At 66.1% G+C, this 13,400-nt stretch carries 14 protein-coding genes; 7 read left to right on the top strand and 7 right to left on the bottom strand.

Translation table 11 applies throughout. The annotated features are described in order from the left end of the window. Positions 1 to 181 precede the first annotated feature (181 nt). The gene (locus U5775_RS25260; RefSeq protein ID WP_322060832.1) at positions 182 to 1,243 is read right to left on the bottom strand and encodes a DUF3443 family protein; all 1,062 of its coding nucleotides are present in this window, start codon (positions 1,241 to 1,243) and stop codon (positions 182 to 184) included. Here U5775_RS25260 and U5775_RS25255 point away from each other — a divergent pair. Then, positions 1,236 to 1,802, top strand: a complete 567-nt coding sequence (locus U5775_RS25255) for a hypothetical protein (RefSeq protein WP_322060831.1) — start codon at positions 1,236 to 1,238, stop codon at positions 1,800 to 1,802. The genes U5775_RS25260 and U5775_RS25255 overlap by 8 nt on opposite strands. Here U5775_RS25255 and U5775_RS25250 read toward each other — a convergent pair. After that, positions 1,780 to 2,247: a DUF2844 domain-containing protein gene (locus tag U5775_RS25250; RefSeq protein WP_322060830.1), complete on the bottom strand. Its 468-nt coding sequence runs from the start codon at positions 2,245 to 2,247 to the stop codon at positions 1,780 to 1,782. The genes U5775_RS25255 and U5775_RS25250 overlap by 23 nt on opposite strands. A 470-nt stretch (positions 2,248 to 2,717) precedes the next feature. On the opposite strand from U5775_RS25250, the gene U5775_RS25245 reads away from it, so the two are divergent. Both U5775_RS25245 and U5775_RS25240 read left to right on the top strand, forming a co-directional pair. Then, complete coding sequence (locus U5775_RS25245; RefSeq protein ID WP_322060829.1) at positions 2,718 to 3,089, top strand: hypothetical protein; 372 nt, start codon at positions 2,718 to 2,720, stop codon at positions 3,087 to 3,089. 30 nt (positions 3,090 to 3,119) lie between these two features. Continuing rightward, positions 3,120 to 3,641 (top strand): YMGG-like glycine zipper-containing protein, encoded by a 522-nt coding sequence (locus tag U5775_RS25240; RefSeq protein ID WP_322060828.1) that lies wholly within the window; start codon positions 3,120 to 3,122, stop codon positions 3,639 to 3,641. Positions 3,642 to 3,761: 120 nt separating this feature from the next. Here U5775_RS25240 and U5775_RS25235 read toward each other — a convergent pair whose 3' ends face one another. Next, positions 3,762 to 6,992, bottom strand: a complete 3,231-nt coding sequence (locus tag U5775_RS25235; protein ID WP_322060827.1) for a transglycosylase domain-containing protein — start codon at positions 6,990 to 6,992, stop codon at positions 3,762 to 3,764. 319 nt (positions 6,993 to 7,311) lie between these two features. Here U5775_RS25235 and U5775_RS25230 point away from each other — a divergent pair, with 319 nt between their 5' ends. Further along, complete coding sequence (locus tag U5775_RS25230; RefSeq protein WP_322060826.1) at positions 7,312 to 7,644, top strand: hypothetical protein; 333 nt, start codon at positions 7,312 to 7,314, stop codon at positions 7,642 to 7,644. A 289-nt stretch (positions 7,645 to 7,933) separates the two neighbouring features. Continuing rightward, a complete protein-coding gene (locus U5775_RS25225) occupies positions 7,934 to 8,146 on the top strand; it encodes a hypothetical protein (protein ID WP_322060892.1) in 213 nt (70 codons plus the stop codon). 137 nt (positions 8,147 to 8,283) lie between these two features. On the opposite strand, the gene U5775_RS25220 is transcribed toward U5775_RS25225, so the two are convergent. Further along, on the bottom strand, positions 8,284 to 9,003 hold the full coding sequence (locus tag U5775_RS25220; protein ID WP_322060825.1) for a response regulator transcription factor: 720 nt from the start codon (positions 9,001 to 9,003) through the stop codon (positions 8,284 to 8,286). A 244-nt stretch (positions 9,004 to 9,247) separates the two neighbouring features. Here U5775_RS25220 and U5775_RS25215 point away from each other — a divergent pair, with 244 nt between their 5' ends. After that, on the top strand, positions 9,248 to 10,810 hold the full coding sequence (locus tag U5775_RS25215) for an MFS transporter (protein WP_322060824.1): 1,563 nt from the start codon (positions 9,248 to 9,250) through the stop codon (positions 10,808 to 10,810). 118 nt (positions 10,811 to 10,928) lie between these two features. On the opposite strand, the gene U5775_RS25210 is transcribed toward U5775_RS25215, so the two are convergent. The 3 genes from U5775_RS25210 to U5775_RS25200 form a co-directional block, all read right to left on the bottom strand. Continuing rightward, complete coding sequence (locus U5775_RS25210) at positions 10,929 to 11,198, bottom strand: hypothetical protein (RefSeq protein WP_322060823.1); 270 nt, start codon at positions 11,196 to 11,198, stop codon at positions 10,929 to 10,931. Positions 11,199 to 11,315: 117 nt separating this feature from the next. After that, complete coding sequence (locus U5775_RS25205; RefSeq protein WP_322060822.1) at positions 11,316 to 11,747, bottom strand: DoxX family protein; 432 nt, start codon at positions 11,745 to 11,747, stop codon at positions 11,316 to 11,318. 263 nt (positions 11,748 to 12,010) lie between these two features. Next, a complete protein-coding gene (locus tag U5775_RS25200; RefSeq protein WP_322060821.1) occupies positions 12,011 to 12,172 on the bottom strand; it encodes a hypothetical protein in 162 nt (53 codons plus the stop codon). Positions 12,173 to 12,439: 267 nt separating this feature from the next. Here U5775_RS25200 and U5775_RS25195 point away from each other — a divergent pair, with 267 nt between their 5' ends. Further along, on the top strand, positions 12,440 to 13,285 hold the full coding sequence (locus tag U5775_RS25195) for a helix-turn-helix domain-containing protein (RefSeq protein ID WP_322060820.1): 846 nt from the start codon (positions 12,440 to 12,442) through the stop codon (positions 13,283 to 13,285). Positions 13,286 to 13,400: the final 115 nt, after the last annotated feature.

Genomic DNA, 13,400 nt, shown 5'->3' with positions numbered 1-13,400 from the left:
GTGCGATCTTTTTCGTCCGCTCACGAATGAGCTTTTAAAGCGCGCAAATGATGAAAATTTAATGAAAGGTTTTTCCTTCCCGTGCAATTTTCTTTATTTCTCTTTGAATATTGCGCGGTTATGGCATTAAAGAAAAAGCGCGCCGTTGCGGCGCGCTTTTCATGGCATTGAGCGGGGAAAACTACCGCTGCACGTAGGCGACATAGGGCCCCGTCGCGCCCGCGCCCGACGACATCCCCTCGAGACCGTAATAGATGCGCCGGCCGTAGAAAAACGGCAGGCCCAGATCGACGGTCTGCGCGATGAAGGTGCCGAGATTGCTGAACGCGAAGTTCAGCGACGCGAACAGCGCATCCGCATTGCCGATGACGACGTTCGTCGTGGCATTCACGCCGTTCGTACCGGATAGCGTGACGGTGCGCTTGAGCGGCGAGGCGGGCACGTAAAAGCCGCTATCCTGGACGATCGACCAGTCCTCGAAACTCAGCGTGTTCGAACCCGAGTCCATGAACGTCTGCACCGTGCTGCCATTGCCAACGCTACCGCTGAAATTGCCCCAGCGATCGGTCGCGAGCACAGTGGCGCCCGCTCCGGCCAACAGGTTGTTCGCCTGCGTGCCGATGCCGAACGTGACCGTGCCGGTCGCGGTAGGCGCACCGTCCGCGGCAATCGCCGGCATGTCGACGATCAGGCCGTTGTTATCGATGGGGAAGAGCGCCACCGGATTCGCGACCTGATTGGCGAGCGGCATCGAAATGGGCGTGGCCGGACCGCTATCGGCGTAGTAGTAGCCCGCGCGCGGCGTGCTGCCCGCACACGCGGTGCCGCAGTCGTAGCGCGCGACACCGACGCCGAGGATGCCATTCGCGCCCAGCACCGCGGGGCTCGTGAGCGCCGTATTCCACACGCACGAGGCGGGCGCCTGCGAGGCGATCGCGGGGTCGGCGATGACCTGGATCGGCAGGCCGGCGGCGACCTCGCGCGCGAGCTTCACGTCCGCGGTGCGCAGGCTTCCCCACGTGTAGCCCGAGCCGAATGCGGCACAGGCCGCCACGCTCTTGCCGCTGGCGGGATCGGTCTGCACGGGCAGCGCGGCGAGCGTCGAGGCGGGAATCGCCGAAGCGTAGAGGCGCAGGCCGAACGAGCCGGTGTCGAGCAAGACATTGTCGATCGTCGAGCAGCTCGCCTGTGCGCCGCTGCCGGGCTGGCAAACCGTGACGCTCACGAGCGGAAAGTTGCGCACGACGCTTGCCGAGGAGACAAGTACCGGAATCGTATTGCCGATGTCGGCGGCGGAGCCGCCGCCCGAACCGGAGTTGCCGGAACCGGAGTCCGATGTGCCAGAGCCGGAGGTGCCTGAACCGGAGGTGCCTGAGCCCGAGGTGCCAGAGCCCGAGCTGCCCGAACCGGAGGTGCCCGAACCGGAGGTGCCCGAACCGGAGGTGCCCGAACCGGAGGTGCCCGAACCGGAAGTGCCCGAACCGGAAGTGCCCGAGCCCGAAGTGCCTGAGCCAGACGCACCTGAACCGGAGGCACCCGAGCCAGAAGTACCCGACCCGGACGCACCAGAACCCGAACCCCCGCTATTCGCTCCGCCCGACGCGCCGCCGCTCGTCGCGGCCGACGCCCCCGAAGCAGCCGAAGCACCCGAAGCACCGCCGTTCGACACCGCCGCGTTGTTGGCCGAATCGCCGTCACCCCCGCCACCGCAAGCCGACAGCAGCACACTCGCGCTGAGCGCGCAAACCATGATGATCTTGTTCATCGCGCGTTCCCCGCTTATTGAATCTGATCGGCGCTAATGCCTTGCGGCAGCGCCTTCGGCAACCACGCGCGGCCCGTCAAGGCGCCCATATGGCCGCCCGTTTCCACGACGAGATCGCTCTGACGCACGGCAACCGGTCCATAGCCGCCACCGCGCGCGGCCTGCGCCGCCGCGAGCCCCTTTTGCCACGCGGGAAAGTAGCCGCCCAGCAGCGTATCGAGCGAGCCGACACGCGGCCCGCGCCACGAAACGGCGAACACGGTGCCGCCGGAGTCGAGATATTCGTGGATCACCGTGCCGTTATCGAGCGTGGCCGTCGTGACGGTCCATGGCGCCGCAGCGGCATTTGCCGCGGCCATCAGGCGCGAGCCGGGCACGCGCTGGGCCTCCGGAAATGCGGGCGCGCCGCCCAACGCGGCCCACGTGGGCGCAGCGGCGAGCCCGATGGCGGCCGCCGCGCTTATTGTCAGAATCCCCTTCATATTGTAGTCCTTACTAAATCGATGACGTGCAACCGATGCTCCGCGCCTTGCACGGAGCGCCCGAGGAGTCTAAGTGGGTCGAGGGACGCGCATCCCGATCGGCCAGTCGAAATGACTATTCGAGTTCTTAGCGTCTCTTCGCGGCGTCAATACCTTACACCCTGAAAGCCTGCGCTCATCGGCATCGAAGGTGTCCAGGCGCGTGAAGGCAGCCGCATGGCGCGCCCTGCAACCGAGGGAAAAGCGCGAAACTTGATCGGCGTCTATTGCATCGACGCGAAATTCGGTCCACCCATCGATGTCCAAGTATTACAAGACCGCGTTTTTCCGCCTCGTTGTAACAACTCGAAAAAACAGTGGCGTTCGCGTAATTGCATTGAACGTCGCAATGTCATAGCGTTGCAGGATGTATGGACGTGCAAGGCCGGACCGGCGCGCGCGTCCGATTCAATTCCGTTCTGGAGATCGGTGTGAGAAGGTCGAAATGGATTTGCGGGGCTGCCGTGGCCGCCCTGGCCTGCGCCAGCGGCGCGGCGCAGGCGGCGCATGTGGGCGTCTTCATCAGCGGCGGCGTGCCTTATTACTACCCGGTCGCCCCGGTGCCCTACTACTATGCGCCGGCTCCCGTGGTCGTCGCGCCGCCTCCGCAGGCGCCCGACTACGTCGAGCAGGGCCAGCCGCAGGCTCAACCCCAAGCTCAGGCTCAAGGGCCCGGCGCGGACGACGGCCAGAACGCCGACACGTGGTACTACTGCGACGCGTCGAAAACCTACTACCCGTATGTGAAGCAATGCTCGTCGGGCTGGCGCGCCGTGCCGGCCCAACCGGCGCCTTCGAACTGAGCTGACCTGACGACATCGATCGAGTTAATCATGAAATCCACCTATTTCGCGCTGCTCGCCACGGCGGGCCTTCTGAGCGCATGCGCCGTGGTCCCGACCGGGCCGAGCGTGATGGCCTTGCCGGGCAGCGGCAAGAGCTTCGACCAGTTCCGCAACGACGACTACAACTGTCGCCAGTTCGCCTTCCAGCAGGTGGGCGGCGGCGCCACCAACCAGGCCGTGAGCAATACCGCCGTGGGGAGCGCAGTGGTCGGCACGGCGCTCGGCGCCGCCGCGGGCGCGGCGTTCGGCGGCGGCAGCGGCGCGGCCATCGGCGCGGGCGCCGGCCTGCTCGCGGGCAGCGCCGTCGGCATGGGCAACGCGCAAGGCTCGGCTTACGACGTCCAGCGCCGCTACGACTATGCGTACCTCCAGTGCATGTACGCCAACGGCAACCGCATTCCTGTCGCGGGCCGCATGCAGACGCAGCAGCCGTACTATCAGACTCAGCCGCGCTATCTGCCGCCTCCGCCGCCCGGATCGCCGCCCCCGCCGCCGCCCGGCGCGTACTGATCGACGGATCGCGCCGCTTCTCACGCTCGCCTGCGCGAGCGCTTGAGCCGTCCATCAAAAGAAACGCGCCCATTCCGGGCGCGTTTCGATCGATCCAGCAAAACCCACGAAGCTATGACGTCATTTCACATGCGTTTTCGCCTGAATTGATTCGGCATCCGAATAAAATCCCGGCGCCGTGCTGGACCAGCCAGCCGCCGTGCGCAATTGAGCGAGCGGCAAGCTCACATGCTGCACGGCGCCGGTTTGCTGATCGATCAGCGTCATCTCCTGCGAGTCGGTGCCGGCCTTCAGCTTGCCATCGGGCGCGTCCTTGTCCTCCAGCAGCGGTTGCAGCACCGGCGCAAGCGACTTCAGCAACTGCACCGAGAGCGCGCTCGTGAACGTATAGCGGGCCGCGTACGGCTCATGCACAAAGGCGGTAAGCGTACCGTAAAAGCGGTTGCCGATGACGAACACGAACGTCGCGGTGCGGTTCACCTTGCGCGATTCGATGAGCCGCGCGCCCGGCGCATACACGTTGAAGCGCTGATCGCCCGTGCCGGTCTTGCCGTAGACCTGCAGCGTCTTGCCGTCGGGGAGCGTCATGCCGTCGGCGAGCCGCTTGGCCGTGCCGCCTTGCACCACCATGTTCAGCGACTCGCGCACCACCTGGGCGATCTCGGGCGAGACGAGCGGCTGCGGCGGCACGCTCGCGTGCACGAAGCGCGTCTCGTACGGCGTGCCGCGCGCAAAGTCGAGCGACTCGAAGCTATGCGTCGGCAGCTTGTCGCCGTTGTTGGAGACGAGGCCGATCAGATACGCGAGCGCCGAAGGCCGGTCGCCCGACGCGCCAATCGCCGCGCCATACGAAGGCGTGATGTTGTCGAACGGATAGCCGAGCGCGCGCCACGACTTGCCGATCTCGGCATACGCCTTCATCTCGATCATGCGACGGATGCGCCTATTCTGCGTGGCGTAGTAGCGCGTCTTGAAGAGCCACTTGTAGGTATAGAGGCGCACGTCGCGGCTTTGCGCCTGGACCTGGGCGAGCGTCGCATCGGGATGCGCGCGCAGATAGTTCAGCAGCCACAGCTCGAGCGGATGGATGCCCGCGATATAGCCGCGATCGTTGAGGTTGAACTTGTCGATCGCGTACTTGTTGTAATAGTTGGCGAGGTCTTCGTCGTCGAGCCACTGGAACTTTGTATTCTTTAGTTGCGCGCGCATCAATGCGTTGAACCACGCCTGGTCGCCGTTGGGGTTCACGCTGCGCAGCACCGTCGCAATCCGCGCCGGGCCCTTGCGTGTGTGCTGCAGCAGAATCTGCAGCGCCTCGTCGTTGCTCTTGCCCGCATAGCGCGTGTAGAAGCGCTTCATGTAGACCTGGCTCTCGCCGTCGGCGAACTGCGTGAGGTAATGATTGCGCACGGCCGGATCGTCGAGGTAGGTCGAGGGCGGCCCCGAAACCTGGATCATCTCGTAGTGGACGATGTCGCGCATGAGCCGCACAAACACGAGATTCACCGAATGCTGGAATGCACGCTGCACGGTGAGGATCTGCGCGTTGTCGCTCGACTCGAAGTTATTGAAGGTCTGCGCGCCGCCGCCCGTATAGAAGGTCTCGCCCGGATTCGCCGAATACTTGCGCTGCACGGCCGCTTCGAGCATCGCGGAGAGCGAACGGTCGGGCGTCTTCGAGAGATAGTCGAGCGCCCAGCGCGTGAGCGCATCGCTCGGATCGACTTGCGGAATCATCGCGCGCAGCGTCTTCGCATCTTCGTCGGCGTACTTCGCATGCAGCGCGCTCACGATCTGCAGATACGTGATGATCGTGCGCAGCTTCGCCGTCGAGCCGAGATTCAGGCGCGCGCCGGAATTGATGTCGAACGGCTCGTTCACGCTATCGGTCTGCACGCGCACGAGATTCTCGCCGCCGCGCCGCTCGAACAGCGTGAAGCTGTAGGCGATCTTCGAGGGATCGTCGGCGGGCTTGAGCATCTCGAAGCCCACGAGCCCCGCTGCGCGCGCGCCGTCCTTGGTCGCGGCATCGGCGAGCCGGTCGCTCACGGCCTGCTGCACGGAGTCGTCGAGCGTGGAGGTGGCCGAGAGATCGAGGCGGTCGACGTCGTAGAGCGTCTTGAGGCCCAGCGCCTGCATCAGTTGCGTGCGCATCGTGAGCACGGCCTTGCGCTCGACGTAGGAGACCGCCGCGCGCGGCGCGGGCTTCGAGCGGTCGAGCGTGAGCTGCGTCGCGAGCGCCGCGTCGCGCAGCGCGGGCGAAATCACGCCGCCGCTGCCGAGCAAGCGCAGATAGCTATCCGTGAGCTTCGCGAGCGCGTCGTTGTTCTTCTGCAGGAAATACGAGGGCGCGCGCTGCGCGATCAAGAGCGAAAGCACCTGGCGGAACGCGAGCGCCTGCTCGTCGAGCGTCGTGCTCGAAACGGGCTCGCTCAGGATGCGGTTGACGTCGCGGAAGTCGCGTCCGTACCAGGCCGCGAGACCGTCGCCGATACCGTTGACTTCGCCCACGCCCGCCTTCGCCGAGAGCGGCACGGAATTCAGGTAGTGCACCAGAATCTGCTGGCGCGCGGGCATCGTCTGCGGGCCGTCGAGGTAGGCGCGCACCGAGGCCGAAGCGATCTGGCGCAGCTTCTCCGGCGGCGTGGCGGTGCGCCCGCCCGCGGAGTGGCGGAACTTCTCGATCTGCGTGGCAAGCGTGCTGCCGCCCGGCGTGTGCTGATGCTTGTTCACGAGCCGCGCGCCCTGGTCGACGAGTGCGCGCGAAAAGCGGCCCCAGTCGATGGCCGGATTGCGGTTCGGCTGGTCGGCGGCGAGCAGGTATTTGTCTTCGATGAAGAGCAGCGAATCGCGCACGAGCGGCGGCACGGCATCGAAGTTTTCGTAGGCGCGCTGCGGATAGCGCGTGTGGAACAGGGTCGCGCCATCGGCATCGCGCAGCACGATGCCGGCCTGGTCCTTCTCTTCGTAGGGCAGGAAAAGCCCCTCATCGGCGAGCGAGAGCATGCGCGCCGAATCGCGCGCCTGCGCGGCGACGGTGAAGCCGCGCTTTTCCAGCCGCCCGGTGAACGCAGGCAGCTCGGCGTAGCCAAGCCGCACGTCGTAGGGGCCGTTCGTGGTGGGAAAGCGGATGCTGTTGCTCGGTCCGGGCTCGACCGCGAAGCCGATGTCGCGCGTGAGCTCGGAGAGGTAGCGCGCCTGCAGCCGCGAGGTGTCGATTTCGATCTGGACGATGCGCACCACGATGGCGATGGCCGCCAGGATCGCGACGAGCAAACCCCACTTGATCCACCGCCAGATTGAACTGGCATGGGTGGCAGGAAGAGGAAAACGGACCGACGGGCGGCTCATGGTTATTCTCCCTGACGTCGCGTCAGATCGCGGAGTACACCTCTGAGATAGTCTATCTCGCCTGGTTGATTCGTGTGTAGCAGTGTCGCACCACAGCAGCACCAGTCGCATGCCCGCAACACCCGTGCCCGCCCCGTGTGTGCGGCGCCGCACCGATCCGCACACTTTTGCTCACATTGCTACTCGTGTTTCCACTGTATGCGGCCCGTATGTCGCGCTGATGGCGGGCCGCCAGCGCATGTCGCGCGACGCCGGCATGCGACATGCTGCCGCTATAATCTTCTGTTCCTTGCCGCGTGCGACCGCACGAAGGAGAAATATGAAGAAGCTTGCTGTACCCCTCGCCCTTTCGCTCAGCCTTGGCGCCTGCGCCTGGTTCCAGAGCAACCCGGATTCCGGCCAGCCCGTTATCGATTCCACGACCAGCCGTTCGGTTCAGGAGGTTGTCTCGTGCCTGACGGCGGAAGCCAGCCAGCACGGCGCGAGCTTCCAGACGACCGCGCTGCCGCAAGGCGAAATGCTCGACTTCGGCGACTCCAACGTCATCAAGATCCGCGCCGACAACGGCACGACCACCTATCGCTTCTACGCCGGCAAGCGTCACGCCGCCAATCTGTGGATCGAAGGCGCGAGCAAGACCTGCGCGCCCTGAGGTCCCTGCTTTCCCGCGTCCGTTTGCGCAGCGCCCCCCTTATCGGCGCAAGGCCGCTTACAAACGATTACGGAAGGCCGCGCCGTGTAGTACGGCGACACATTTTCGCGGCGGGTTTTAAGAATCGCTTAAGTCTTCGTCCGCATCATCGCGTCACCCGGAAGAAACGCTGCAGGAGGTAGTCGTGAACTGGACAGGATCGAAGCAGCAGGCAGCAACTCAGGCGGCAACTCAGGGAGCGACTTCGGCAGCCTCGCCGGCGCAACCCGCCAGGCCCGCAAAGCGCACGATGCTGCGCCGCCTGCTGAGCCATCACGAGCTCGCCACGCTGCTGTTGCTGCTGCATGCACCCATCGACGCCCACGCCAAACCCGAGGTCACCACGCTCCAGGAAGCGGGCCTCGTCGAGCAGGTGCCCGGCGACGCCACCGCGGGCGCGACGCAGATCCGCCTGACGCCGGAAGGCAACGCGGTGCTGCAGGGACTCGGTCTCGCACGCTGATACCCGCGGGCGGGCGCGTGGCGCCCGGGCGCCGCGCAATCCTCGCAAGCGCCCGCGCGGGGAGCCTGAAAATGCAAATGGCGGCACGCCACGCGTGCCGCCATTTTTTTATTTCCGTCTGAAAGGATGACGCAGCGTCAAGCCGCCTCGCGCTCGAAAGGCATCGACTCGTCCTGCAAGCGCAACAGCCGGTAGCCGCTCTTGTAGACGGGCTGAAGGCGAAAGCCGTTGTGCGCTTCGATTTCCAGCAGCACGCGCAGGCGCGAGACGTGACTGTCGATGGTGCGCGTGAGCGTGTGCAGCTCGCGGCCCCACACCATGGCGTAGATATGGTCGCGCGAGAGCACGCGCCCGACGTTCGCGAAAAACAGCGAGGCGAGCCGATACTGCGTACCCGAGAGTTCGACGGCCTTGCCGTGCACAGTGACGCTTTGGCGGCGCATGTCGAAGTGATACGGGCCGGCTTCGAGCGCCGTATTGTCGTAACGATCGGGGAAGGCGCGCCGCAGCAGCGCATTGACGCGCGCGCGCAGCACCGACGGACACACCGGCAGGCTCACGTAATCGTCCGCGCCCACCGAGAACGCGCGCACCACGCTCTCGTCCGAGTCATCCTCGGAGGCAAACAGCACCGGAATCTGGTTGCCGTTCACGGCACGCACCGTCTTCAGCAGTTCCGTGCCCGAGAGCCGCGAGCCCTGCCAGTCGAGCACGAGCATGTCGACGGTGGACGCGGCCAGCGCCTTGGCGAGCGTGATGCCGTCGCTGAATGGCATGCACGCGTGCCCGCACTGTGCGAGCGTGCGCTCGATCAACCCGCGCTGCGCGGCGTCACGCTGAAGAATCGCGATACGCATAGAGACCTCCCTTGACCCCTTAACCAATACGAATACGAACCGAACAAAGCGGGTGCAATTCTGTGGAGATGTGCAAAGGCCGCCCATAAGAGGACTCTTAATTGCGACGAGGCAGGGACAATTCCTGCGACACCGGCGGGCGCGGCTGACAGTCACGGCACCAGGGCGATGGCGCGCCCCCATGCTTCGATCTTTCACGCCGCGCTGAAACGTCGAAGCGGGCCCGCGTCCTAAGATAGTTCGCATGAATACGCCCCTTACCCCTGAGCCCTCCGCGCACCCTCCGCAGCCCGGCCAGCCCGGCCAGCCCGTGCGCTTCACGCCCGCGCTCGCGCGCGTCGTGGCGACCGTGAGCGTGGGCTTCGTCGTGACACAGCTCGACGTCACCATCGTCAATATCGCGCTGGCGCGCATCGCCGCCGATCTGCACGCGAACGTCGCCCGGCTGCAATGGATCGTCGACGCCTATACGCTCGCCTTCGCCGTGCTGATGCTCTCGGGCGGCGTGCTCGGCGACCGCTACGGCGCGCGCCGCATGTACGTGGCCGGCCTCGTGGTGTTCGCGCTCGCCTCGCTGGCCTGCGGGCTCGCGGCCAATCCGGCCTTGCTGATCGCCGCCCGGGCGCTGCAGGGCGCGGGCGCCGCCGCCATGCTGCCCAATTCGCTCGCGCTGCTCAACGAGGCCTGCCGCCACGAGCGCACGCTGCGCGCTCGCGCCGTGGGATTCTGGACGGCCGCCGGCGCCATCTCCATCGCCGCCGGGCCGATTGCCGGGGGCTTGCTGATCGCCGCGTTCGGCTGGCGCAGCATCTTCCTCGTCAATCTGCCGCTGTGCGCGGCGGGCCTCGCCGCCACGCTGATGTGGATTCCCGCGTCGAACCGCGAGGGCAGCGCATCGGCGAATCGGGACACGAATCGGGCTACAAGCGCCGCCGCCGAAGCGCCCGCGCAACGCCCGCGCAGCCTCGACGTGCGCGGCCAGCTACTCGCCATCGTCGCGCTCACGGCGTTCACAGGCGCCGTGATCGAGTGGCGCCCGCTCGGCTTCGCCCACTGGGCCGTCTGGGGCGGCTTCGTGCTGGCGCTCGCCGCGGGCGCGGCGTTCGTCGCGCTCGAGGCGCGCATCGACGCCCCCATGCTGCCGCTCGCCATGCTGCGCAACCGCACTTTCAGCGCGGCCGTGCTGTTCGGCATCTGTGTGAATCTGACTTATTACGGCACCGTGTTCGTGCTCGCGCTGTTCCTGCAGCACGCGCGCGGCCAGTCGCCGTTGCAGGCGGGGCTCACCTTCATCCCGCTCACGGGCGGCTTCCTGCTCTCCAATATCGCGAGCGGCCACGTGGTCGCCCGCTACGGCACGCGCTTGCCGATGATCGGCGGCGCGCTCGTGGCGGGGCTCGGCTATGCGCTGCTGATTCCCGTCGATGCGAACACGCCGCTCGTCGGCCTGCTCGCGGCATTTTTGCTGATTCCCAGCGGCATGGGGCTCGCGGTGCCGGCCATGACCACGACCGTGCTCGCGTCGGTGGAGCCGGCGCGCGCGGGCACGGCTTCGGCGCTGCTCAACACGGCGCGCCAGGCGGGCGGCGCGGTGGGCGTGGCGGCGTTCGGCGCGCTCACGGGCAACGGGACGGCGGCCCAGGTCGTGAGCGGCCTGCATGCGGATACGGCGATCTCGGCGGCGCTTCTGCTGATCGCCGCCTGCCTTGCCTGGAATATGCGCGCGGACGCGGCGCATCCGGCCCAGGCCGCTGCCGACGTGAAGCGCATGAAGGAGCCGCGCAGGGGCAAGCGCGCGTATGAATGAGGCGTGAAAGACTCAGCGCCTCGACCCGGCTCCGGCAATGACACGCGGAAACGGGAGCGCCCACCGGGCCCTTGCCCGGGCTCCGGGGCAAGAAGCGTCCGGCGGACGCGCGCCGCGGCTAAAGCGACGTTTCCTGGATCGCGCCGGTGCTCAGCGCACGTTCGATCAATCCTTCGGTCTGCGCCTTGTGTATGGCATGCTCGATCAGCCGGTCCGGCTCCTCGAGTTCGGCCTTGAGCGTGCCGATGAGTCCCGAGGCGTCGAGGATCACCAGTGTCTTCGCCGTATCGGCGGCACTGATCAGCACGCGCCGCGTGCCGTCTTCGGCAAGGCTCGCGCAGAATTGCCCGTCCTTGCCGCCCACGTTGAAATCGAAGTTCTTTATCACAGCCGGCTCCCAGGTTTCTCAGTGGATCTTATTCGTTGTCGAGGTGCTGCGCCTGTGGCCAGGGCCGCGCAACCCGGTGCTCGACCCAATGCACGGCGCGAAACACAGCGCGCCCGTTCAGCCCCGCAGGCCACCGCGCGGCGCACGCAATCCATCAATGGAAGCACGTCCCGCGCCCGTTACCGTGAGCAGCAGGAATCCGCCGGCGATCGCGATGTTCTTCCAGAAATGCACGACCGCGTCCTGCTGCAGCGCGGCCTCGGTGACGTTCCAGAAATCGTGCCCGAGAACGGCCGTGACGATGGCGTAGATAGCCAGCCCGAAGGCCACGAAGCGCGTGCGCACGCCGAACACGATCGCGAGGCCGCCGAGCAGTTCCACCGCCGTGGCGACGGGCGCCATGAATTTCGCATAGGGCACGCCGTGCGCGTGCAGATAGGCGATGAACCCCGCATACCCCAAAAGCTTCATGGCGCCGCCCCACAAAAACAGAATTGCGAGCGCAATACGGGCGATGAAGATGATCAGGGAATCAGCGGGACGGGTCATGAAGGGCTCCGGTATGCAATATGGCAGTGACACCGGTACTGTCCTACAGTTCCCGACCTAATGAACTACACGACGTGGCGGTCGGCGGGGTCGCGGCTGCTGGCTTGAGTCCACGCCCACCCGCGCTCACGACAGCCCGGAGCAACAGCCGCGAAAATTAATTCGGACTGCCATCTGTTTGGCGCCGGGGAACGCCTCTACCGGGCGGGTGACCCGCGTTTACCCGCACGCGGCTGATTTCGGAGATCGACTTGCTGGCACGCTCAATGCTTGTGACGCATGCCGTGTCCGCGGTGCGCGTCGAGCCATCGGGTCACGCGCTCTTCGAGCACGCCCCGGCTACGGCGCGATACGGCCCACATGGCCGCGCACACCAGCAGCATCACAGCCGGACCCAGCAAATAAGCAGCCACCGTTTCCCTCATGGCCATCTCCTGTCGACGGGACCTGGTCCCAACCCACGCGACGCTCGCCATACCATCGAACAAATTGTGAGATATGAATTCTAGGCGAAACGCGCGGACATCGATAAGCGGTCTGCGAGAACGTCGCGGAATTTTTTTCGCGCGGATTACTTATGACGGCGCACCCTGCCCGACGCGGCCCGCCCGCTGGCCTTTGCGCCCTGCAGGCGCGAATCCATTACCTCGCGGGTAATCGATCGAACGCGCCATTTCGCTAGAATCGGTGCCATGAACACGCTCGCTCACGCCTTCGCCGTTCCCCCCACCGCGCAGCCGGGCCCCGGCGCGGCCCGCCGCAGCGTCGGCGAATTGCTGCGCGAGTGGCGCCTGCGCCGCCGCATGAGCCAGCTCCTGCTCGCGACCGAGGCGGACATTTCCACGCGGCACCTGAGCTTCGTGGAGTCGGGCCGCTCGCTGCCGAGCCGCGAGATGGTCATGCACCTCGCCGAGCGCCTCGACGTGCCGCTGCGCGAGCGCAATGCGCTGCTCGTCGCGGCCGGCTATGCGCCGCTCTACCGGGAGCGCACGCTCGACGACCCGCAGCTCGCGGCGGCGCGTGAAGCGGTCGAACTCGTGCTGCGCGGCCACGAGCCCTACCCGGCGCTCGCCGTCGACCGGCACTGGAACATCGTGGCCGCCAACGCGTCGCTCGCGCCGCTCGTCGGCGAGGCCTCGCCCGCGCTGCTGGCCGCACCCGTGAATGCGCTGCGCCTTTCGCTGCATCCCGAAGGCATGGCGCCGCGCATCGTCAACTGGCACGCCTGGCGCGCGCATCTGCTCGCGCGCCTGCAGCGGCAGATCGAGGCGAGCGCCGATCCCGCCCTCGTCGCGCTCCACAACGAGCTGGCCGCCTGTCCCGCACCGCAACATGCCCAGCCCGCCGCCGCGGAACCGCTCCAGCATGCCATCGCGGTGCCGCTGCGCATACGCACGGCGCTCGGCGAGCTGTCGTTCTACAGCACGACGACCGTGTTCGGCACGCCCGTCGACATCACGCTGTCCGAACTCGCGATCGAAGCATTCTTTCCCGCCGACGAGCAAACCGCCAGAACGTTGCGCGCACAATTAATTTGATGTGCTTGATACGGCATTTACGCTTCGATCCAGAAAATGAACGAAGCTCCATTCACAGACTCATCGAATTATTTAGAACCACGAAAATATTTGATTAACCGATTCATGGCGAATT

This window comes from Paraburkholderia sp. J63, assembly GCF_905220245.1.
Taxonomy (GTDB): Bacteria; Pseudomonadota; Gammaproteobacteria; order Burkholderiales; family Burkholderiaceae; genus Paraburkholderia.
The sequence above is the reverse complement of the archived record's forward strand: the minus strand, read 5'-3'. Positions and strand labels throughout refer to the sequence as shown.

What these genes read in the sequence shown, in the direction of transcription:
- U5775_RS25250 (WP_322060830.1), bottom strand. Translation starts at nt 2,247, where the DNA reads ATGAAGGGGATTCTGACAATAAGCGCGGCGGCCGCCATCGGGCTCGCC.
- U5775_RS25240 (WP_322060828.1), top strand. Translation starts at nt 3,120, where the DNA reads ATGAAATCCACCTATTTCGCGCTGCTCGCCACGGCGGGCCTTCTGAGC.
- U5775_RS25235 (WP_322060827.1), bottom strand. Translation starts at nt 6,992, where the DNA reads ATGAGCCGCCCGTCGGTCCGTTTTCCTCTTCCTGCCACCCATGCCAGT.
- U5775_RS25230 (WP_322060826.1), top strand. Translation starts at nt 7,312, where the DNA reads ATGAAGAAGCTTGCTGTACCCCTCGCCCTTTCGCTCAGCCTTGGCGCC.
- U5775_RS25225 (WP_322060892.1), top strand. Translation starts at nt 7,934, where the DNA reads ATGCTGCGCCGCCTGCTGAGCCATCACGAGCTCGCCACGCTGCTGTTG.
- U5775_RS25220 (WP_322060825.1), bottom strand. Translation starts at nt 9,003, where the DNA reads ATGCGTATCGCGATTCTTCAGCGTGACGCCGCGCAGCGCGGGTTGATC.
- U5775_RS25215 (WP_322060824.1), top strand. Translation starts at nt 9,248, where the DNA reads ATGAATACGCCCCTTACCCCTGAGCCCTCCGCGCACCCTCCGCAGCCC.
- U5775_RS25205 (WP_322060822.1), bottom strand. Translation starts at nt 11,747, where the DNA reads ATGACCCGTCCCGCTGATTCCCTGATCATCTTCATCGCCCGTATTGCG.
- U5775_RS25200 (WP_322060821.1), bottom strand. Translation starts at nt 12,172, where the DNA reads ATGAGGGAAACGGTGGCTGCTTATTTGCTGGGTCCGGCTGTGATGCTG.
- U5775_RS25195 (WP_322060820.1), top strand. Translation starts at nt 12,440, where the DNA reads ATGAACACGCTCGCTCACGCCTTCGCCGTTCCCCCCACCGCGCAGCCG.